The organism is Nocardia sp. NPDC004582, from assembly GCF_053602115.1.
Genome location: NZ_JBSGCY010000021.1, coordinates 1 through 17,843 on the forward strand (window position 1 = coordinate 1; position 17,843 = coordinate 17,843).

At 66.0% G+C, this 17,843-nt stretch carries 24 protein-coding genes, 1 pseudogene and 1 riboswitch; of the genes and pseudogenes, 9 read left to right on the forward strand and 16 right to left on the reverse strand.

Going from position 1 to position 17,843, the window contains the following annotated elements:
- A partial coding sequence (locus ACWELJ_RS08915; protein WP_452365612.1) for a hypothetical protein occupies positions 1-1,226 on the reverse strand: 1,226 nt, incomplete at its 3' end.
- A 362-nt stretch (positions 1,227-1,588) separates the two neighbouring features.
- On the opposite strand from ACWELJ_RS08915, the gene ACWELJ_RS08920 reads away from it, so the two are divergent.
- Positions 1,589-2,245 (forward strand): hypothetical protein, encoded by a 657-nt coding sequence (locus ACWELJ_RS08920; RefSeq protein WP_452365613.1) that lies wholly within the window; start codon positions 1,589-1,591, stop codon positions 2,243-2,245.
- Between the two features lie 4 nt (positions 2,246-2,249).
- Here ACWELJ_RS08920 and ACWELJ_RS08925 read toward each other — a convergent pair whose 3' ends face one another.
- The 4 genes from ACWELJ_RS08925 to ACWELJ_RS08940 form a co-directional block, all read right to left on the reverse strand.
- Complete coding sequence (locus tag ACWELJ_RS08925) at positions 2,250-2,564, reverse strand: DMT family transporter (RefSeq protein ID WP_452365614.1); 315 nt, start codon at positions 2,562-2,564, stop codon at positions 2,250-2,252.
- Positions 2,565-2,573: 9 nt separating this feature from the next.
- Positions 2,574-2,637, reverse strand: a riboswitch (guanidine-III (ykkC-III) riboswitch).
- Between the two features lie 83 nt (positions 2,638-2,720).
- Positions 2,721-3,338: a LysE family translocator gene (locus tag ACWELJ_RS08930; protein WP_452365615.1), complete on the reverse strand. Its 618-nt coding sequence runs from the start codon at positions 3,336-3,338 to the stop codon at positions 2,721-2,723.
- A 39-nt stretch (positions 3,339-3,377) separates the two neighbouring features.
- Positions 3,378-3,578, reverse strand: a complete 201-nt coding sequence (locus tag ACWELJ_RS08935; protein WP_452365616.1) for a DUF397 domain-containing protein — start codon at positions 3,576-3,578, stop codon at positions 3,378-3,380.
- Positions 3,575-4,480, reverse strand: coding sequence for a helix-turn-helix domain-containing protein (locus ACWELJ_RS08940; protein WP_452365617.1), 906 nt, complete (start codon positions 4,478-4,480; stop codon positions 3,575-3,577). The genes ACWELJ_RS08935 and ACWELJ_RS08940 overlap by 4 nt, the downstream gene beginning before the upstream one ends.
- 171 nt (positions 4,481-4,651) lie before the next feature.
- Here ACWELJ_RS08940 and ACWELJ_RS08945 point away from each other — a divergent pair, with 171 nt between their 5' ends.
- Complete coding sequence (locus tag ACWELJ_RS08945) at positions 4,652-4,855, forward strand: hypothetical protein (protein ID WP_452365618.1); 204 nt, start codon at positions 4,652-4,654, stop codon at positions 4,853-4,855.
- A 5-nt stretch (positions 4,856-4,860) separates the two neighbouring features.
- Entirely contained in the window at positions 4,861-5,085 is a 225-nt protein-coding gene (locus ACWELJ_RS08950) for a hypothetical protein (RefSeq protein ID WP_452365619.1), read from the forward strand.
- 186 nt (positions 5,086-5,271) lie between these two features.
- Here ACWELJ_RS08950 and ACWELJ_RS08955 read toward each other — a convergent pair whose 3' ends face one another.
- Complete coding sequence (locus tag ACWELJ_RS08955; RefSeq protein WP_452365620.1) at positions 5,272-6,159, reverse strand: alpha/beta fold hydrolase; 888 nt, start codon at positions 6,157-6,159, stop codon at positions 5,272-5,274.
- Entirely contained in the window at positions 6,156-6,860 is a 705-nt protein-coding gene (locus ACWELJ_RS08960; RefSeq protein ID WP_452365621.1) for a TetR/AcrR family transcriptional regulator, read from the reverse strand. The genes ACWELJ_RS08955 and ACWELJ_RS08960 overlap by 4 nt, the downstream gene beginning before the upstream one ends.
- 292 nt (positions 6,861-7,152) lie before the next feature.
- Here ACWELJ_RS08960 and ACWELJ_RS08965 point away from each other — a divergent pair.
- Positions 7,153-7,416: pseudogene (locus ACWELJ_RS08965) on the forward strand (phospho-N-acetylmuramoyl-pentapeptide-transferase); the annotation flags it as partial.
- A 27-nt stretch (positions 7,417-7,443) separates the two neighbouring features.
- Here the strand turns inward: ACWELJ_RS08965 and ACWELJ_RS08970 are convergent.
- The 5 genes from ACWELJ_RS08970 to ACWELJ_RS08990 form a co-directional block, all read right to left on the reverse strand.
- Positions 7,444-8,304 carry an LLM class flavin-dependent oxidoreductase gene (locus tag ACWELJ_RS08970; protein ID WP_452365622.1) on the reverse strand — a complete coding sequence of 287 codons (861 nt, stop codon included), beginning with the start codon at positions 8,302-8,304 and terminating at the stop codon, positions 7,444-7,446.
- A gap of 115 nt (positions 8,305-8,419) precedes the next feature.
- A complete protein-coding gene (locus ACWELJ_RS08975; RefSeq protein ID WP_452365623.1) occupies positions 8,420-9,274 on the reverse strand; it encodes a serine hydrolase domain-containing protein in 855 nt (284 codons plus the stop codon).
- Positions 9,271-9,774, reverse strand: a complete 504-nt coding sequence (locus tag ACWELJ_RS08980; RefSeq protein WP_452365624.1) for a serine hydrolase domain-containing protein — start codon at positions 9,772-9,774, stop codon at positions 9,271-9,273. Before ACWELJ_RS08980 ends, ACWELJ_RS08975 begins: the two co-directional genes overlap by 4 nt.
- A 356-nt stretch (positions 9,775-10,130) precedes the next feature.
- On the reverse strand, positions 10,131-10,547 hold the full coding sequence (locus ACWELJ_RS08985) for a hypothetical protein (RefSeq protein WP_452365625.1): 417 nt from the start codon (positions 10,545-10,547) through the stop codon (positions 10,131-10,133).
- 133 nt (positions 10,548-10,680) lie between these two features.
- Complete coding sequence (locus ACWELJ_RS08990) at positions 10,681-11,061, reverse strand: nitroreductase/quinone reductase family protein (RefSeq protein WP_452365626.1); 381 nt, start codon at positions 11,059-11,061, stop codon at positions 10,681-10,683.
- 266 nt (positions 11,062-11,327) lie between these two features.
- On the opposite strand from ACWELJ_RS08990, the gene ACWELJ_RS08995 reads away from it, so the two are divergent.
- Positions 11,328-11,849 (forward strand): TetR/AcrR family transcriptional regulator, encoded by a 522-nt coding sequence (locus tag ACWELJ_RS08995; protein WP_452365627.1) that lies wholly within the window; start codon positions 11,328-11,330, stop codon positions 11,847-11,849.
- Positions 11,850-12,333: 484 nt separating this feature from the next.
- On the opposite strand, the gene ACWELJ_RS09000 is transcribed toward ACWELJ_RS08995, so the two are convergent.
- The 3 genes from ACWELJ_RS09000 to ACWELJ_RS09010 all read right to left on the reverse strand — a co-directional run bounded on the left by ACWELJ_RS09000 (position 12,334) and on the right by ACWELJ_RS09010 (position 14,279).
- Positions 12,334-12,702 carry a hypothetical protein gene (locus ACWELJ_RS09000; protein WP_452365628.1) on the reverse strand — a complete coding sequence of 123 codons (369 nt, stop codon included), beginning with the start codon at positions 12,700-12,702 and terminating at the stop codon, positions 12,334-12,336.
- A gap of 310 nt (positions 12,703-13,012) precedes the next feature.
- Entirely contained in the window at positions 13,013-13,489 is a 477-nt protein-coding gene (locus ACWELJ_RS09005) for a hypothetical protein (protein WP_452365629.1), read from the reverse strand.
- Positions 13,490-13,640: 151 nt separating this feature from the next.
- Entirely contained in the window at positions 13,641-14,279 is a 639-nt protein-coding gene (locus ACWELJ_RS09010) for a TetR/AcrR family transcriptional regulator (RefSeq protein ID WP_452365630.1), read from the reverse strand.
- A 69-nt stretch (positions 14,280-14,348) separates the two neighbouring features.
- On the opposite strand from ACWELJ_RS09010, the gene ACWELJ_RS09015 reads away from it, so the two are divergent.
- Positions 14,349-14,786 (forward strand): Dabb family protein, encoded by a 438-nt coding sequence (locus tag ACWELJ_RS09015; protein ID WP_452365631.1) that lies wholly within the window; start codon positions 14,349-14,351, stop codon positions 14,784-14,786.
- A gap of 265 nt (positions 14,787-15,051) precedes the next feature.
- Here the strand turns inward: ACWELJ_RS09015 and ACWELJ_RS09020 are convergent, their stop codons facing one another.
- The gene (locus ACWELJ_RS09020) at positions 15,052-15,450 is read right to left on the reverse strand and encodes a VOC family protein (RefSeq protein ID WP_452365683.1); all 399 of its coding nucleotides are present in this window, start codon (positions 15,448-15,450) and stop codon (positions 15,052-15,054) included.
- A gap of 105 nt (positions 15,451-15,555) precedes the next feature.
- Here ACWELJ_RS09020 and ACWELJ_RS09025 point away from each other — a divergent pair, with 105 nt between their 5' ends.
- The 3 genes from ACWELJ_RS09025 (at position 15,556) to ACWELJ_RS09035 (ending at position 17,814) form a co-directional block, all read left to right on the forward strand.
- Positions 15,556-16,554: a helix-turn-helix transcriptional regulator gene (locus ACWELJ_RS09025; RefSeq protein WP_452365632.1), complete on the forward strand. Its 999-nt coding sequence runs from the start codon at positions 15,556-15,558 to the stop codon at positions 16,552-16,554.
- 162 nt (positions 16,555-16,716) lie between these two features.
- Positions 16,717-17,259 carry a GNAT family N-acetyltransferase gene (locus ACWELJ_RS09030; protein WP_452365633.1) on the forward strand — a complete coding sequence of 181 codons (543 nt, stop codon included), beginning with the start codon at positions 16,717-16,719 and terminating at the stop codon, positions 17,257-17,259.
- Positions 17,260-17,376: 117 nt separating this feature from the next.
- Positions 17,377-17,814 (forward strand): GNAT family N-acetyltransferase, encoded by a 438-nt coding sequence (locus ACWELJ_RS09035; RefSeq protein ID WP_452365634.1) that lies wholly within the window; start codon positions 17,377-17,379, stop codon positions 17,812-17,814.
- The last annotated feature ends 29 nt before the right edge of the window (positions 17,815-17,843 follow it).

Consider the following 17,843-nt stretch of genomic DNA (forward strand, 5'->3'; position numbering starts at 1 on the left):
ACTGGCGCCACCTGCTGCGCGACTGGCGCCACCTGCTGCGCGACTGGCGCCACCTCCTGCGCGGCGGGTGCCACCTGCTGCGCGACCGGCGCTACCTGCTGCTCGATCGCGGCCCCGCCCGCCTGCACCGCGGGCACAGCCTGCTGTACCACCGGCGCGACCTGCGCGATCGCCGTACCGACCTGCTGCACAACCGGAGCCGCGCCTTGCGCCATCGGCACGATCTGCTGCTCGACAACCGTCGCGACCTGCTGCAACGCGGGCGCGAGCACCTGCACGATCGGCGCAGGCACCCCGGGCAGCGCGACAACGGCCGAAACCGGCTGCACCCCGGGCGAACCCACCGCAGGATCCGAGCCCGGCACCTGTGCAGCGGTCTCGACTAGTGACGTGGGCATTGCGGGAGCAGGCTTCGTCGCGTCGCCGCCGCTCAACGCACCGGCGGCGAGAGCCGCGAGCGCGCCACCGGCGATTACGAACGGACCGCTGATGACGGCGGCCGCACCGCCACCAATCACGCACCCTCCGATGCCGCCGACGACCGCGCCTGCGGGCGCACCGATTCCGGCCGTCGGTATGCCGCCGATCAAACCTCCCGCCACTGCACCGATGACGGCACCCGCCGCACACCCGACTGGCACTGCCGCGATCGGAACTGCAGCGGCCGTGCCTCCGGCGCCCAGAACGGCACCGATGGTGCTCGACGCGGCCATTCGGTCGGATTCCTCGGGAGAGAAGCCCATCCGGTCGTAGGCGGCGGCAATTTGCCACTCCGCCATGTCGAGGTATGCCTGAGCCTTGTCACGCGTCTTGAGGTCGATCCAGTCGGGCAGTTCAACTCCACCCGTGCCGACCCGGAGTTTGTGCGGGTCCGCAGGCATAACCTCGGGGGCATTCGCAGGCGGCTGCTCCGTTTGGGGCTCAGCGTCCTGTGGTTGCGTGCTCTGCGGCTGCGTGGCCTGCGGCTGAATGATCGTGTTCTGCTGCGGCGAGGGCGTCGTCTGTTGCTTGGGCCGTGGCCGGTTCGGGGCGGGGATGGGCGGGTCGGGGATGTAATCCGCCGGGCTGGGCGCCGCGGGCGGCGGGGGCTGGGTGCTCAATCCCGGCTGCCCGTCGCCGGGCACGGCGAGCCCCGGTTGCCCCGGCGCCGCGACGGCGACTCCTTGGCCCGCGACCAGCGCGATCGGCAGCATCGACAGCAGGATCGTCGTGCGTTTGGTTTTCATCTCCCCAGTTCCCCTTCCCCGAACGGACAGCAGCGGGCTCGCGACCCGATTCCCCCGAACGCCAGGGCATTACGCACCACTGGCAGATAACACAGGCGGCCCACCGGAACGAGGTTCCGATGATCCATCATCAATCCCCACCACCTGCGATGATCATGTTGCGGCCCTGATGTTACCCGGATCGTGAGTCCCCGCAACCGGTTCCGTGACAGGAGTGACGAATTGTTAAACCGATCCGATCAACACTCGTAGACGCTCCTTTCCGCCGCGGGCGTCATAGAGTGTGCCCGACCGCGCGGCCGCCGAACCCGCGTCCCCGCAACGCTTCTCGACCGTACTCGGGACCACCGGGAGGAATCATCGTGCGCGCCAAGTCAGCACACCGCTCGCAAACTTTCACCGCCGCAGTGGGGGCGCTACTCGTCGCGGCGGTCGCCTGCACCGTCTCCGCCTGCGGTCTCGGCGATGAACCCGCCACCAAATCGACCACCACGGCGGCGGATCCGTCCCGCCCTCCCGCCGACGTACGCTGGGAGAATTACCAGGGTGTGCAGCTCCCCATCGGCGGCCATGACGGTCCCAGCAAACTCGGCACCACCGCCGCGGGCTACACCCGCACCCCGCAGGGCGCGGCCTTGGCCGCCATCAACCACAGTACCCGCCTATCCCTGGCCCCCGACGGCATGTGGCCCCAGGTGGCGGCGATCTCCCTGATCCCCGGCGCCGCCAAGGACTCCTGGGTCCTGGCCCGGGCCCAGATCTCGATCACCGCCCCCGCCAACCAGACCGTGGCCCCCCACATCGCCGCCTACAAACTCACCGCCTACACCCCCGACCGCGCCGACCTCACCGTGTACGCCACCTATTCCGACGCCAGCGTCACCGCGTCGGCCGAAACCGTCGTCTGGGTCTCCGACGACTGGCGACTCCAGCTCCCCGACCCCGCCGCGAAAACCCAGACGGTCCAATCGGTCCCCGCCATTCCTGCCGACGCGGTGCGACTGGCCCCCGCCAAATAGTCGTCTACCCGACCAGCTTCAACCCGATCACGCACGCCACGATGCCGCCGAGCAGCACCAGTTTGATCGCGCTGACAGCGGCCTCGCCGGTGGCCATCGAATACACGACCGTCAATACGGCCCCGATCCCCACCCACACCGCATACGCGGTCCCCACGGGCAGTCCCCGCATGGCATAAGCCAGCCCGGCCATGCTCAACACCAGCCCGACACCGAACACGACACTGGGCCCGAGCCGGGTGAACCCCTCCGACTTCCCGAGCGCGGAAGCCCACACGGCTTCGAAAACCCCGGACACCACCAACACCAGCCAAGACATGACAACCTCCGAAGGCCGTCTTGTCGCACACCGGGTACGGCTCCCTCGTCCGGGCCCCTGACAGGGGCTACCTACACCATGGCAAACGCCCCGCGACCCGGGCAAATTTCCAGATGGTGATATCGGCCTCCAACCAGAAGGCCGCACAGCTCACGCCTATTGGTTCTGCACGGCGAGCCGTCCCGCGAGTGCGATGAACGAGACCCCGAACACCCGGCGCATCCACGTCATGACCGCCGGCCGGGATATGACGCGGCTGCGCACCCCCGCCGCGAAGGCGCCGTACAGGGCGAACACCACGAAGGTCGCGAGCATGAACAGCCCGCTCAGTTCGAGCATCCGGACGGTGGCGCCGGTCGACCCGTTCGGCACGAACTGCGGCAGGAACGCGAAGAAGAAGATCGTCAGCTTCGGGTTCAGCACATTGACCAGCACGGCGGACACGATCACCCGCCCCGCCGTGGGCGCGGCCTGCGCACCCTTCTCCGCGATGGCCAGAACTTCCTTGTCCCGCAGCGTATTCCATGCCATGTAGAGCAGGTACGCCACGCCCAGGTACTTCAAGGTCTGAAACGCCACGGCACTGGCGTTGAGCAGCGCCGCCAGCCCGGCGATGGCCGCCACCATATGCGGCACGATCCCCAGCGTGCACCCGAAGGCCGCGACCACACTGGCCCGCACCCCGCGCGCCAACCCCGCGGCCAGCGTGAACAGCACCCCGGTACCCGGCGTCGCCACAATGACAAGCGTCGTCAACAAGAACTCGATGCTCATCCCCCGCACAGTAACCGAGCGCCGAGTCCAGCGCCGCGACTACCGACGCCAGACTTCGCTGCCCAGGAACCGATCCCACTGCTCTCCGGAGAACACCAGCACCGGCCCACCCGGATCCTTGGAATCCCGCACCCCGACGGTGTGTGCGTGCTTGCCGGCGAATGCGACCTCGACGCACTCGGACGCATCGGCGGATCTGGTGGACTTGAACCATTCGGCGTCGCGCAGATTGTTGATCACTTCGCGTACTCCTTCGCGGTGGCCGTCAGCAGCTCCCTGCTGTCGTCTTCGTTCAACGCTACTCGCCGGAGATCCGTGATCGCTTGCTGGAAGCGAATGATCACCTGCTCCTGGTCCAAGTAGAGTGCGCCGACGGAGCCTTCGACGTAGACCACCGGCGGCTCCTTGAGATGGTTTGTGAAGGGCGGGAATTCGAGCAATCCGAACGACTGGAGCGCGAGACCGGCATGGGTGCCGACACCGAACGGCACCACTCGAACGGACACGTTCTCGCGTGTGCCGATCGCGGCCAAGTGCTGCAGTTGCTCGACCATGACGGCGAGTCCGCCGGGCTGGTGCTTCAGTGTCGCCTCCGACAGGATGGCTTCCAGTCGAAAGTTCGTGTCGGTGAGGCGTTCCTGTCTCTTTGCGGCGAGCTCGAGTCGGCGCTCGACATCGACATTCGAAAGGTCGGGGTGGGTCGCCCGGATCAGGCTGCGGCGGTATTCGGGCGTCTGGAGCAGCCCGTGGACCATGACGAGTTGGTGTGTCGTGAGGTGGTTGGCGGCCGTCTCCAGATTCAGGTAGTGGTCGAAGTGTGGTGTGAATTGGTCGCTGTAGGACCGCCACCAACCCTTGGACGTCCCCAACGTCCGCGACACCAGATCCTGCTGCTTCACCTCGTCCCACAGTGCGAGCAGGTCGTCGCGTTCCTGGCTCGGATTTGCGATGCCATAGAACTCGAGCAAGTCACGTATTTGAGCCGTAGATATTTTGACCCGCTGACCATCTTCCATTCGGCTGATGCTCTGCGGCGACATATCGACATGCCGACCCGCGACGAATTGCCCTTTACTGGCCCGCAACCGGAAGCTGCGCAGAGTGCGTCCAAGTGCCCTGCGTGGAAGTGTCGATCCAGCCATTTTCGTTAGCCTCGCTATCTGGGGAGCGCCGTACTGGAATAGGCCAATCTGGATGTCCAACAATCTCGGTGGAATTGCGCTCTTCGATGGTGCCAATCGGTCCCGCCTGATGTCTACTGGGATTCGGCGCGCCACACCGAATTTCGAAATGTCATCGGAAAGGGAGCCGAAATGCCCTGGGACGCATGGGCCCTGCTCGCCATCATCGCCCTCTGCACCGTGATCACCGCACGCACCGCCGTGGACTCCTACCGCCTCTCGCGGGAGTCCCGCACCGACACCCTCCGGCTGTCCCTCACCGGCGGCGGCCACCTCGACATCCCTTGCCCGCCCGGCCATCCCACCGGACGCCACCGCCCTCACGACCCGAGGTGATCCCCATGACCCCCGCCGAGATAGCGGTCCTCACCGCTCTCCACCCCGACCGCACCCTCTCCGCCCCGCAAATCCAGCGATCGGCCACCCTGACCGGTCACCGTGCCCGAACCGCCGTGTCGAGCCTCGAATCCCGTGGCCTGATCACCCCCAGCCGACCCCGGGGCCGCTACCGCATCACGCCCCGGGGTCGTGCCGCCCTCGCCACCAAGGCCCGCCGGTTCGGTTAGCGCGGAAAGCTGTCCGCGGTCGTGTCGGGAGGCGGGACCCAGCACCTACAGGTGCCAATTGCCGTCGGCTGTAAGACGATCGGCGTCTCGCACTATCTCGCTGACTCCTCGATTTCCACGATGAGTTGGGCTGAGCGAGTGCGGTTGCCGGGGGAGGGGTGGGCGCCCTGGTCGACTCCGGCGATGTCAGGTGTTGCGGGCCGCGAGTCCGGTGATGAACGTGGCGATCTCGGTCGGCTGCTCCTCGGCCATGAAGTGGCCCGCCTGGATGGGCTGGTAGGTCAGGTCGGGAGCCCAGGCCCGCCACAGGTCAGCGGCATCGAAGCCGAGCTGGGATCCCCAGTCCTGGGAGATGACCGCGACCGGCATGGTCAGCTGTCTACCCGCGGCGCGGTCGGCCTCGTCCATGGTGAGGTCGATCGTCGCCGTCGCGCGGTAGTCGGCGACGATGGAATCCACTGCCCGAACCGAGCTTTCGATGTAGTGCTCGCGGATCTCGGGGGTGAAGGTCGTCCCGTCGGTGTCCCACGCGTCGAGGAACGACCCGAAGAACTCCGGGGCGACGGCCGCGATCATCTTCTCGGGCAGCCCGGCCGGCTGGGCCATGAGGTACAGGTGCCAGGCGACCTTGGCGTCGACGCCCCGCAGGACCGCCCAGGTGTCCAGTGTCGGCAGGACATCGAGGATTCCGAGGTAGGCGATCGTTTCGGCGTGGTCCAGGGCGGCGCGGACGCCGACCAGCGCGCCGCGGTCGTGCCCGATGAGCCCGAATCGGTTGAACCCGAGTGCCTTTGCGACTTCGACGATGTCCTGTGCCATCGTCCGCTTGGAGTAGGTTTCGGGGTCGAGCGCGGCCGGCTTGGAGCTGCGTCCGTAGCCGCGCAGGTCGGGCACGATCACGGTGTGCCGGTCGGCGAGCTGCTGGGCGACCTGCCGCCACATGTAGTGGGTCTGCGGAAAGCCGTGCAGGAGAACGACGGCCGGTCCGTTGCCTCCGACGGCCACATGGAGATCGACTCCCGGGGCGGCGGGCAGGGTCCGGTATTCGAAACCTTCGATGGCGAGCGTCGTCACGGGAGGTCCTCCATGTGTGCTGGGTTTGTCTGAGTTGCCGGGTTTCCGGAGAAGATTCCGGTCGGCAAGGATTGGCGGCGATCGCTGGTCGCGCGCAGGGATGGCACCAATACGGTGTCGATCAAAGCGTCGAGGTAGTGCGCGTCGACCAGCAGGCCGTTCAGTCTGCGGATCAGCAGTGTCGCGCCGACGATCTCCTCGTAGGGGAAGGGGCTGGTGTCGGCGGGCAGCTCGCCGCGGGCGATCGCGGCGTCGATGACCGAGCGCGGCAGTCGCGCTCCGGTCGGGCCCATCGATGTTTCGATCGCCTCGCACAGCTCCGGATCCTCGAGTCCCGCCTGCAGCAGCAGCCAGGCCGTCTGCCCGTCGGCCGAGCGCATCGTCTGGTTCAGGCGCTCGCACAGCGCGAGCAGATCACCGCGCAGGCTGCCGGTGTTGATCTCGTCCGCGCCTTCCCGTCGCGCGGGTCCCGCCTTGAGCGCGGTGAGCACCATGTCCCGCTTGGACTTCCAGCGCCGATACAAGCTCGACTTGGACGCCCCGGAGCGCCTGGCGACCTCCTCGAACGACACCCCCTCGTACCCCGATTCGGACAAGACGGCACTGACAGCCGCCAAGATCCGCTGCTCCAGCTGCTCATCCCGCGGCCGTCCGCCGGGATGCCGCTGGGCGACTTCGGCGGGTGAGTTTCGATACGACACGTCTCGGATCGTATCTCGAGACGTGCGCATCGCCAACCGCGGGTTCGGAGTGGTGCGTCGAGTCCCCGGCCCGGCATAAGGTGCAGGGCAGTAATACGACCAGGCAGACCCCGGGGGGAGCGGAATGCATTTCGAGGAGTTTCGGTCGGCCGGACCGCTCACCGGTGTCGCTCAGCGGCCGCTAGACCGCTAAGCGACTGTGCGCGTGGCTCATACGCCTCGCTAACATTCATGGCGTTCGTGTCATGTCGGATTGGCCGGGCCGCACGGCCCGGTGGTGGATCGGGGGCGGATGTCGATCACGACCCGCACCGAACTGCTGATGGTGGTCATCGGGGCCCTGTTCTGTGCGGAAATCCTGTCGGTTCTGTTGCAGATCGTCGTGTTCCGCAAAACCGGGCGCCGACTGTTCCGCATCGCCCCGATGCACCATCACTTCGAGCTCAGCAGCTGGCCCGAAACCGCCGTCTCCATCCGGTTCTGGCTACTCGCCGGGCTGTCGGCCGCCGGCGGCCTGATGCTGTTCTACGGTGAACACCTCTCCGCCACCGGATAACCCGGCAACGCGCACATCGCGCCGGCGTCAGGGCCGTGCGGCCACCACCTCGGCCGCCACCTCGAGGAAATTCAGGTCGGTGACGGCCGGGACCAGGATGAACTCGTCGCACCCGGCCCGCTCCGCGCCGTCGAGAATGTCGGCGAGCACCTCGGGACTCGATGCCCGCGCCGAGGCGGCGATCATCTCGGCCGGCTTGGGGCCGAGGAAGCCGAGGTAGCGAGCGGTGAAGGAGCGCAACGCTTCTGATGCGTCGGTGACGCCCAACGCGGTGAAGCAGCCACTCACCTTGCGCGGGGCGGTCGCACGACCGGCCTCGGCCCAGCAACGGTCGGCGAGCTCGCCCGCCGCGGCGATTTCGTCGGCGTCGCCTCGGATGCTGAAGCCGGAGATGCCATCGGCCCACCGCGCCGCCCGGCGCATCGCCTTCGGACCCATCGCACCGGCGAGGATGATCGGCCCACCCGGCTGGACGCACGCCGGCCCGACCGGGTCCGCGCCCTCGAACGGCGGCTTGCCGTCGAGCAGTGCTCTCAACTCGGCGACCTTGTCATCGAGCTGCTGATGCCGTCCCTTGAAATCAGCACCGAGAGCGCGGTAGTCATGCTCGCGACCCCCGACCCCGACGGCCACCTCGAGGCGGCCGTTCGAGAGCTGGTCGAGCGTGCCGATCTGCTGGGCGACCATCGCCACCGGATGCTGTGGAAGCACCCACAGATTCGCCAGAACCTGCACCCGCTCCGTCACCGCCGCGCAGGCGCCCAATGTCGCGACCATCTCCGGATTCGAGAACGTCACCCGCTCGCCCACCGAAACGCTCGAGAACGGGCCCGCGTCGATTCGCCGAGCCCAGTCGACCGTCGTCCCCGGCCCGTATCCGGAAGCCATCTGCGGAAGTGCAACACCGATCTTCATGCGGTGACCTTCTCAGAACCACCCGGCTCTCGTCTCGCGATCCCAATTCAAACTGGGAGATAGCCACCAACCGGCCGCCATCCGGACTCTAGGAATGCGGGCGCCCATCGCAGGCCGCGGGCCGATCGGCGGCGGTGAAGAACTGGCACACCCAGCCCGGGAGGAGTTGCCATACGCCGTCTTTGGGCTGGAGTGGGATCTCGATCGGAATGGAATGGCCGTCGGCACTGGATACACCTGTGGCCACCACCAGTCCGGACCTGAGTCGGTGCACGTCGTGGAATTGGGTGCGGCCGTGGTGAGGTGCGTTCACCGCGGCCCACTCGCGCATGATGTCGCCATGGGTGTCGCCGATGATGCGGAGGGGCTCGACGCCCGGGCCGGCGTCCGAGCCCAGCGCCGCTGCCAGTGCGCGTTCGACGTCGGGGGCGGAAGGGGTTGGCGGGTCGACGACCTGGGGGTCCGCGGCGTGCACCATTCCCGTGCCCGGGTAGAGCGCCTCGACCAGGTCGTTCCACAGCAGTGACGCGTCGACCGGCAGCGTTGGGGCCGTCGCGGGCGCGAACTGGTTGACCGCGACCGCCACGGTGACTCGCTTGTCCGGCAGGTACCCCAGTTGGTCTGTATAGCCGAGCACCGCCCCGTTGTGACCGAGCCACTGCCCGATCTGCGTGATCCCGAGGCCATACCCGAGCGGCCCGCCGTCCAGCGCCGTGAATCGGGTGCGAGCCTGGAACGTTTCGGGTTTCAGCAACGCGCCGGTCGCGAGCCGCGGGCCGTAGGCCGCGAGGTCGGAGATGGTGGAAACCATGGAACCGGCCGCGCCGAACACGGCCGGCCCGATCCGATCGGTGACATCGACGGCAACATTCTCGTCGTACCCGTACCCCTTCAGATACGGCTCCGGGAGGGCGGCATCACCGGGGTAGGTGGTCTCTCTCAATCGAAATCGCGTGCGGTAGAACCGAGTACCTCCCGCAAAGGCTTCCCCGTCACCTTCTCCAGCACCAGCCCCAACAGGTAGTACTCCGAATTCGAGTAACTGGTCTGCTGATTCGGCGGTTTCGCCCGCTCGGGATGGGCGATGATCGCCCGCAAGGTATCGCCGTCCTCCCACCGCCCACTCGGCGGACGCGCCGACCCCCGCTCGGTGAAGCCCGATTCCCCTTCGAGCTTGTACACCCCGCCCCGCATCCCCAACAAGTCCCCGACCGTGATGACCGCCCCGTTGGGCACCCCCGCCACATACTGCTCGATGGTGTCCGTCAACCGAACCCGCCCGTCATCGACCAGCCGCAACACCGCTGCCGCCGTAAACGTCTTGGTAATACTTCCGATCCGAAAATGATCCCCCACCTGCGCCGCCCGCCCCGTCGCCGGATCGGCGACCCCGTACGCCCGCACATACCGGCCCTTCTCCGGATCCACGATCGCGATCTCCACCCCGGCCACAACCCCGCCGCCATATGCGCCTCGACGATCTCATCAACCGTCCGCGCCAACCCCGCATCCACCCCCGCCACATCCGAACCGCCGACACACACCCCGCCACCAACGCAACCACACATGCCAGCAGCATCACGGCCACACCCCGCGCTCCAGCGCCCCGAACCCTCACGATCAGCCCCCTGCATCGACTATCGCCAAGCTATCCGCAACGCCCTTGGAAGCCAAACGAATTCGCCTACCGCGCTGTCGGGACTCCGCCGCCTGTGCGCCCGCATTCGATCGAGCCCCTCGACCGAGAATGCGCTGGATGCAGTCCACGATCGTCAAGGCCGTCGTACACGGCGCGGAGTCTAGCTGTGCTCGTCGAGCAACGCGGCGACGAGAGCGCCGCCGAAGAGCCCGGCAGCGGTCGCCATCGACCAGGCTTTGTTCGTCGGTGTCGGCGGTAATTCGCTGCGGTTGCGCGCGATTGCCGTGAGTTCGACGACTTCGATCGCGGTGCCGATAACGAACCAGTGGCGAATGGGCTTGCCGGTCGCCAGGGCCCACAGCGCACCGACGCCGAGGACCGCGTCGCGGACTGCGAAGGCGGGGCGTAGCACTGTCGCGGAGCCCGTCCCGGTCGAGCCTACCCAGGTGTCTGCGACGGAAGGGCTCGCGAGAGTGCCGATTCCGATCGCGGTTCGGGCTGTCGCGTGCGACCACGCGGTGGCTCGGACCAGCGGCTGCACTCGCTGTCGAAGATTTCGGTTGCTGTTAATCGTCACTCCCCATGTCTCCATTAGCTACTACCGATCGTAGTATTATGTCACCCTCGCCGCTACGGCTCGGCGGAGACGGCGAGAAATCGCAACAGCCACAAGCTATCTCAGGGTTGCGCTCGAAAGAGCTCTCTGGGTATTACTCCGCTACGGAATTTGCTGCGGTGTCGATGCGAATGAGTTTGGTGCGCTCGGATGCCGCGACGATGTCGAGGGGATCGGGGCGTCCGCTGGAGTCTCGGCGGACACCGTAGTAGCGCGAATCGCCGGGCACCGCGTGCAGGAACGTGGACATGCTGTCGGCGACGGCTGCGGGTCCTTCGACAACCGTCGCGAGGCCCGCGACGGTATGACCGGCGATTAACATTTCCACGGCGGCGTTGCCCCGGAGGTTGATCCACCACTTGCTGTCGGTGTAGCAAACCAGCTGATCACCTTGCCTGACATACCGAACGACGACGGCGTATCGGTTACCAGTCCTGTGGCCGGTGAACGTCAGAAGCATGGTGTTCGCGCTCATCAGCCGATGCAGTCGTGACCGCAGAATTCGTTTCGCTACCCAATTCACGTAGCCAGGCACGGTGGGAGGAGTGGTGGAAATGCTCATGGTCGACCCCCAAAGCTATTTTGCACATGTACAACAAGGGCCAGGCTACCGCTTGTTGTACGTGTGTCAAGTAGGGTGGCGTGGTGTCCGCACGACGAATGAGTCCAGAACGCAGACGCGACCAGCTGCTCGATGTCGGCGCCGAGCTGTTCGCCGAGAACCCCTATGAGGATGTGCTCATGGAGGAGGTCGCCGATCGGGCGGGCGTCACTCGCGGGCTGATGTATCACTACTTCCCGAACAAGCGGGACTTCTACGCGGCGATCTTCCAACGTGCCAGCGACCGCCTCTTGGCCGGCGCCGCCGTCGAGGACGACCGGCCGTTCGCCGAGTTGCTGGAAGCCGCTGTCGACACGCACATCCAGTACTTCCTCGACCATCCGCGCGCCGCATCGACGGTGAATCGCGGAGTGCTGTCCGGTGATCCAGCGATCCAAGCGATCATCGCCCAGGAACTCGACACTGTCGGGCGGAGATTGCTCGACAAGCTCGAACTGACGGGACACGCACGGCAGCTCGGCGCCCTCGCCGTGCAGGGCTGGCTGGTTTTCGGGCGCACCGTGTGCGTCGAATGGATACAGTCGCAATCAGTTTCGCGATCCGAGCTGGCGCAGATCTGCCTCGCTGCCTTCTCCGGAGCGATGGAACCAGCTCTCGCGCTGCGGGACAAGACAGCGGGCGCTCCCGACAGCCGCGACTGAAGCCGCGCTGTCCGAAGCATCGGGACCTCCAGCAAACGTTGACGGATCGACCCCTGGTCGACGGGTTTCGGCAGACCAGCGTCGACACTATGCGAGGTAGCAGCCCGCACCATTCGAGCATCCAGATCTGACTACGGGCATCAGTGAGGTTGGCGGGGTCGCCGCTCAGATGCTCGAGGGGGCCTGTCCGAGACAAGCTCGGGCATGCGGAGTCCATCGACGATTCTGGCACTGCCGCTGCGGAATTGGGCGTCAGCCACTACACCTCTGCGCTCGATACCGTGCCCTTCAGCCTCTAGTGGTCGGCTGGAACAGGAATCTTGATCTCTGGCTCGTCCTCGTCGGCGCGGAACAGCACCTCGTATCCGGTCATGGCGTCATGGAGCCGGATTCCCTTCCCAACCCACTCGGCCAGATTGTTTCCGATACCGCCGACCGGTCCCTACCGGCAGGTCGGCGCAGGGTTACTCGGAGAGCCGAACGATCAGGGCTGATCGCGTCGCATGAACGCCAGCGTGTACGCGAAGTTGTTCTGCTCCTTGTCGCGATCGAGCATGCTCACCAGACTCCACCCTTGACGCTCCAGCCATTCGATGGCGTCCGTCATGGCCACGATCGGCCCGAAGAACGCCTGATCGAAGTCGGCCATGGTCGAAAAGAACTTCTGCTGGAGCGGCGCCTTCGTGCTCAGAACCAGGTATCGCCGTGAATACAACCGCAAATCGAACGCGCCGTTCAGCAATGCGTAGACATCGACAATCGGCGATTGCGGGTGCGGAGTGTTCATGGCCCCATCCTGCATCACGATCTCTCGCCGGATGCGCGCGTTGGTTGGTGCGGCTCGGGGCCGCATGGGGTCGATCCTGCCAGGTACCCCCGCGAGGCCAGCAGGCGACCGCCGTCGAGATTCACCGATGAGCGACATCTTGATTCGCCGATATAGCCACCTTTCAGTTCTCGCCACAGGCGACAGCGTTGGTGTCTCGCCAGTGTCGGGCCGCCTCAGCGGCGTGGGCACGGTCGGCGAGGCCGAGTAGTTCGACAGCCTCGGCGGACCGGCTCGCAGACACCGTCCCGGTCCCATCCTCCAACAACCACACCGCATGGCGCGTTGACCGAACCGGCCGGCGCGGCGCGAGTCAGGCATTGCGTGGGTGTATCCGCTAGTCGTCGACCAGCGTCGAGTCTTCTGCTCGATGCCACCGGAACCACATGTCGGTGCCCGCGACTCGATACCGATCGCCTTTGTCGAATCGCATCTCGGCCACCAGCTTTCGAGCGTTCGCTGGAACCTGACGATGTGCGGCCAGGAGCGCAGCCAATTCGTCATAGCGGGCATCGATGCCGCCGCGGCCTGGATGACTGTCGGTTCCGACCTCGCCGGCCACGTAACGCTGATCCCAGCGAGCGAAGATCGCCCATCGTTCGAACTCCCAAGCGACTGCTTCCTCACTCGCGGGCCAGACGTTGAACAGATACCCGCCGTCGAGGCGCTCGTAGGCCCAGCCCTCGAAATAGTGTGGCCGCCCAGCGATGTCGGCGACCCCTTCACGATGCCAGTCATAGCGTCCCGATTCGACGTACACACGCTCGAAGCCATCGGCAATCAGGACCGATTCGTCCCACTCGTTCCCCAGCACGGCCGAATGCCAGCCCGGAGCCGCAGCGATCGCATTGCTCGCGACAACGCACCGAAATCCGCTTACCCCGGCTCGGACCGGCCGAGCCGCGGTCGGCCGAACACACCCTCACGCCGATTACGTGCCGTTTGGAATGGTTGCGATCAGTCTGTCACGTCTTGTGGCCGAAGGCTCGGAGGAACGTCGCCACCGCGTTCTGGGTGACTTCGCGCAACTCGGATTCGGAAATTCTTCGCGTCCCCATGCGGGTGCGGGCTTCGAGTGGTGCGGTGAGCAGGGCGGCGAGTTGTTCGGCGGCGATGGCGGGGTCTGCGACGAGGTTCAGCTTGCCGGCCAGGGCGAGTTTGGCCAGTCGCGCGGACAATGCGTCGCCGACTCGGTCGGAGGCCTTGTCTTTGACGATATCGAGCAGGTCCGGCATGTTCGGCATGGTCGCGTGCAGCAGTCGACGCAGCGCCACGGAGCGTTCGTCGCAGTAGCACTCGGCGAGCCGGAGCCCGGTCTCGGTCAGCTGCGTGGTGAGATCGCCGTCCTGGTCCAGGATTTCGACCGCGGTGAGGTTACGGGTCAGCGCCTGCGAGGACAGGTTGGCGATCACTTCGCGGAACAGGGTCTCCTTGTCGCCGAAGTGGTTGTAGATCGTGTGCTTGGCGACCCGGGCCTCCACGGCGATGGCATCGACGCCTGCCTGGAAGTAGCCGTCCCTGGAGAAGATGGTGAATGCGGCGTCCAGGATCGCCTGCCGCTTGTCGATCCGCCCGGTCGGGCGCTCCGGCTTCAGTGGGGGCACGACGCAACCCTAGCGAATGCACTTGCGAGTGTTCTAATATGCACTCATCAGTGCAAAATGGAGGGCGTGATGATCATCAATCTGCTGCGGTTCAGCTTCAAGCCCGGCGTCACCGAGCAGGAGCAGGAACAGGTGCTCGCCGCGATGCGACGCACCGCGTCGGTTGAGTCGACAGTGTTCTCGACCGTCGGGCCGGACCTCGGCGACCCGGCGGAGGGTTTCACCCATGCGTATCTGACGGCGATTCCCGACCTGGACGCGCTGGAACGCTACATGCACGACCCGGTGCATGTAGAGGGTGACGACTACATCCTGCCGCGTTTGGCCAAGCAGCACGCGGTGCGATTCTCCGATGACTCGAATCCTGAACTGCCCGAAAAGATTTACGCGATCTACCAGCGCAAGGTCGAGATGTACCCGGAGTGGGGCAGCCAGGTGGAGGCCTTGTTCGCCGCCGCGGGGACCGCGCCCGCTCCGTCGAGCACACCCCTGGGCGAGAACGGCTGACGAGTGTTCATACAGGCAGGTCGAGTAGCAGTAGGCGCCACCACCTGCGAATGACACGGACATGCCGAGTTGAGTGTGATGGGCCTATTCGTGCACAAATCGCTTCTGGCGGGCAGTTTCTGCCAGTTCGGCTGCCTCGGTGCACGTTTAGGCCCATGATCATCTCGGGCCGGCGCATTGCGGCGATGTACGGTCACGCCGCTTCGCGCGCGGTTCGAACCGGTCGGCCCGCGCTAGCCGAAGGCATCATGCCGTTGAGCGGATATCACCCGGCGAACTTCGCGGCGGCCTGCGCGGTGACCGGGGTGAAGAGGTTGATCAGGTTGCCGTCGGGATCGCGAAACAGCAACGACCGGTTCCCCCACGGCATCGTGGTGGGCTCGTTGACGAAATCCTCGACCGTATCTCGCAATCGCAGGTAGTCGGCATCGACGTCGGGGACCAGGAATTCGATGATCGCCGTGTGATTGTCGGCTGGGTGCGCGCTGCCCGCGGCGAACAACGCCACGGTGCGGGTGCTTCCGATCGCGAGGGTGCCGGCCGGTGTGACGATTTCGGCGAAATCCGGTGTAGCCCAGTTCGCTTCGACGCCGGTCACCTGGTGATAGAAACTGACCAGCCGCTGGATGTCGTCAGTGATCAGACGGATCGAGACAAGCTTCATTTGTGTGCTCCTGCTGTCGGATGCGGCGGAGGTTTCCACCGCCGCACGCCACGGTAGAGCCGATACCGGACAGTTTCCGCCCGGTATGGATGCGAGAATTTCCCGATGACGCGCCCCACCGCCCGAGTGCTGGCCCTGCTCGAGCTGTTGCAGACCGGAGGTACTCATACCGTCGGCGAACTCGCCGGACGGCTCGGCGTCGATGAACGCACCGTCAGGCGATACGTCACCCATCTCACCGACCTGGATATCCCGGTCCGATCGGTGCGGGGCCGCTACGGGGGATATCGGCTGGCTCCCGGATACCGAATGCCACCGCTGATGCTGACCGACGACGAGGCGGTGGCCGTGTTGCTCGGGCTCCTCACCAGCCGCGGCGCCGACCGGCCGACAGCGGCCGCCCGCGCGGCCGACAGCGCGACGGCCAAACTCCGCCGCGTCCTACCCCCACGTCTGACGGCCCGGCTGGACGCACTGATCAACACCGTCGAGTTCACCGCCGACGCGCGCCCGGAAGTGGCCGTCGAGACCGCCGTCCTGCTCCGGCTCGCCGAGGCCACCCGCGAGCACCGACCGGTCGCAATCGGGTACACCGACCGAAACGGGCGGTCCAGCCAACGGACCGTGCACCCCTACGGGCTCGTCGAGCACTCCGGCCGGTGGTATCTGACAGGGATGGACAGCACCAGCGACGAACTACGCCGGTTCCGGCTGGACCGCATCACCGCGGTGCGCACCCAGCCCGGAACCTTCACTCCGCCTACCGAATTCGAGCCAGCCGCTAATCTGCTGTCCGCGTTGGCCAACGCGCCCTATCGGCACGAGGTATCGGTCCGAGTCCAGGGCACACTCACCCAGGTCCGCCCGCTACTCCCTGAGCCGATCGCGACCGTGCATGAGATCGACTCGCAGCCCGCTGACACCAACCCATGGGTCCGGATCCGAATCCGCGCCGAACAACTCGACTGGATTCCCGCCCTACTCGCCGGCCTGAACCACCCATTCATCATCGAGCACCCCGACACACTCAACGACGCCGTACGCGCCCTGGCCGCCCGACTCGCCGCGGCCGCCGACGCCGGTAGCAGCCCGGACGCTCGGTAATCCCGCATACCGTGCCGACCGAACCGGCCGGCGCGGGCAGCGGAAGATCAACTGGCTGCACCGATCCGAGGCCGGCAGAACGTCCGCTACTGCCGAGACGCGGACGAGGGGCAGGTGTTTTCAACCTGCGAGTACGGGGTGGCTGCTGCGAGGATTTGCAACATGATCTGGCCGATACGCATACCCGTCGACCGACTCGATGACGGCGGGGTGTCGTTGCGTTCGTATACCTCCGCCGATGCTGAGACGTTGTTCGATGCGATACATGATGAACGCGCCTGGGAGCACATTCCCCGAAGAGTGCCAAGGGATTCCGGCGAACTCGACGCCGATGTTCTGGCTGCGCTAGCCGACGGTCATCGTTTGACGTTCACTGTGCGCAGTGCTGCAACGGTAGTGGGCAGGACGTCCGTGATCTGGGAGCCGTCATCTCCCGATGGTGTCGAAATCGGTGGGACGCAATTCGATCCCGCAGTGTGGGGCACCGGTGTGAACACGCGAGCGAAAAACATGCTGATCCAGGAGATATTCGTGCAAGGGGCAGCGTGGATCCAGTTTCGGACCGACGAGCGAAACGACAGATCAGCAGCTGCGATCCGGAAGCTTGGTGCGATGGATCTGGGTGTCCATCAGGACGTCCATGTGCGTCGGGATGGCACGGTACGTCGTAGTCGGTTCTTCCGTCTCGATCGTGGTGCGACGTAGCCGCAGTGCGCCATGCGCGCGGCACCGGCGGCACTCCGCTCGGATACGTCCGCAATTGCCGCATAGGGCTCGTTTTGAAGTCGGCGGCGGGTTGGGGCAAGCAAGTACAGTGCCGAGGTGGCTGTCACCGTGGAGACACTGATCGAGGTCGACGACGAAATCGTAGAAGCGTTCGACCGACTGCTGCCCCAGCTGTCACAGACCGCCAAGCGGTTGAATCGAGAAGCTTTGGTGCAGTTAGCCTCTGACACATCGACCACGGTCCTGATCGCCCGTTACGGGGGAAAGATCGTCGGGACGCTGAGCTTGGTGATGTTCCACATCCCGTCTGGTCTTCGAGCTCGGGTCGAAGACGTCGTGGTCGACGACTCGGCCCGCGGCCAGGGCATCGGAGCGGTGTTGCTCGAGGAAGCCAAGGCCCGAGCCGCGGCCGCCGGCGCGCGAACGGTGGATCTGACGTCGCGAACATCCAGAACCGCGGCCAACCGCCTCTACGAGCGCCTCGGATTCCGGGCCCGCGAATCCCAGGTCTACCGCTTCACTCCCAACGAGTGACCCTCGTCCAGACCCACAGCGGACGCACT

What these genes read in the sequence shown, in the direction of transcription:
- ACWELJ_RS08925 (WP_452365614.1), bottom strand. Translation starts at nt 2,564, where the DNA reads ATGTCTTGGCTGGTGTTGGTGGTGTCCGGGGTTTTCGAAGCCGTGTGG.
- ACWELJ_RS08930 (WP_452365615.1), bottom strand. Translation starts at nt 3,338, where the DNA reads ATGAGCATCGAGTTCTTGTTGACGACGCTTGTCATTGTGGCGACGCCG.
- ACWELJ_RS08940 (WP_452365617.1), bottom strand. Translation starts at nt 4,480, where the DNA reads ATGGCTGGATCGACACTTCCACGCAGGGCACTTGGACGCACTCTGCGC.
- ACWELJ_RS08945 (WP_452365618.1), top strand. Translation starts at nt 4,652, where the DNA reads ATGCCCTGGGACGCATGGGCCCTGCTCGCCATCATCGCCCTCTGCACC.
- ACWELJ_RS08950 (WP_452365619.1), top strand. Translation starts at nt 4,861, where the DNA reads ATGACCCCCGCCGAGATAGCGGTCCTCACCGCTCTCCACCCCGACCGC.
- ACWELJ_RS08970 (WP_452365622.1), bottom strand. Translation starts at nt 8,304, where the DNA reads ATGGCTTCCGGATACGGGCCGGGGACGACGGTCGACTGGGCTCGGCGA.
- ACWELJ_RS08990 (WP_452365626.1), bottom strand. Translation starts at nt 11,061, where the DNA reads ATGAGCGCGAACACCATGCTTCTGACGTTCACCGGCCACAGGACTGGT.
- ACWELJ_RS08995 (WP_452365627.1), top strand. Translation starts at nt 11,328, where the DNA reads ATGGAGGAGGTCGCCGATCGGGCGGGCGTCACTCGCGGGCTGATGTAT.
- ACWELJ_RS09000 (WP_452365628.1), bottom strand. Translation starts at nt 12,702, where the DNA reads ATGCGGCCCCGAGCCGCACCAACCAACGCGCGCATCCGGCGAGAGATC.
- ACWELJ_RS09015 (WP_452365631.1), top strand. Translation starts at nt 14,349, where the DNA reads ATGATCATCAATCTGCTGCGGTTCAGCTTCAAGCCCGGCGTCACCGAG.
- ACWELJ_RS09020 (WP_452365683.1), bottom strand. Translation starts at nt 15,450, where the DNA reads ATGAAGCTTGTCTCGATCCGTCTGATCACTGACGACATCCAGCGGCTG.
- ACWELJ_RS09025 (WP_452365632.1), top strand. Translation starts at nt 15,556, where the DNA reads ATGACGCGCCCCACCGCCCGAGTGCTGGCCCTGCTCGAGCTGTTGCAG.
- ACWELJ_RS09030 (WP_452365633.1), top strand. Translation starts at nt 16,717, where the DNA reads ATGATCTGGCCGATACGCATACCCGTCGACCGACTCGATGACGGCGGG.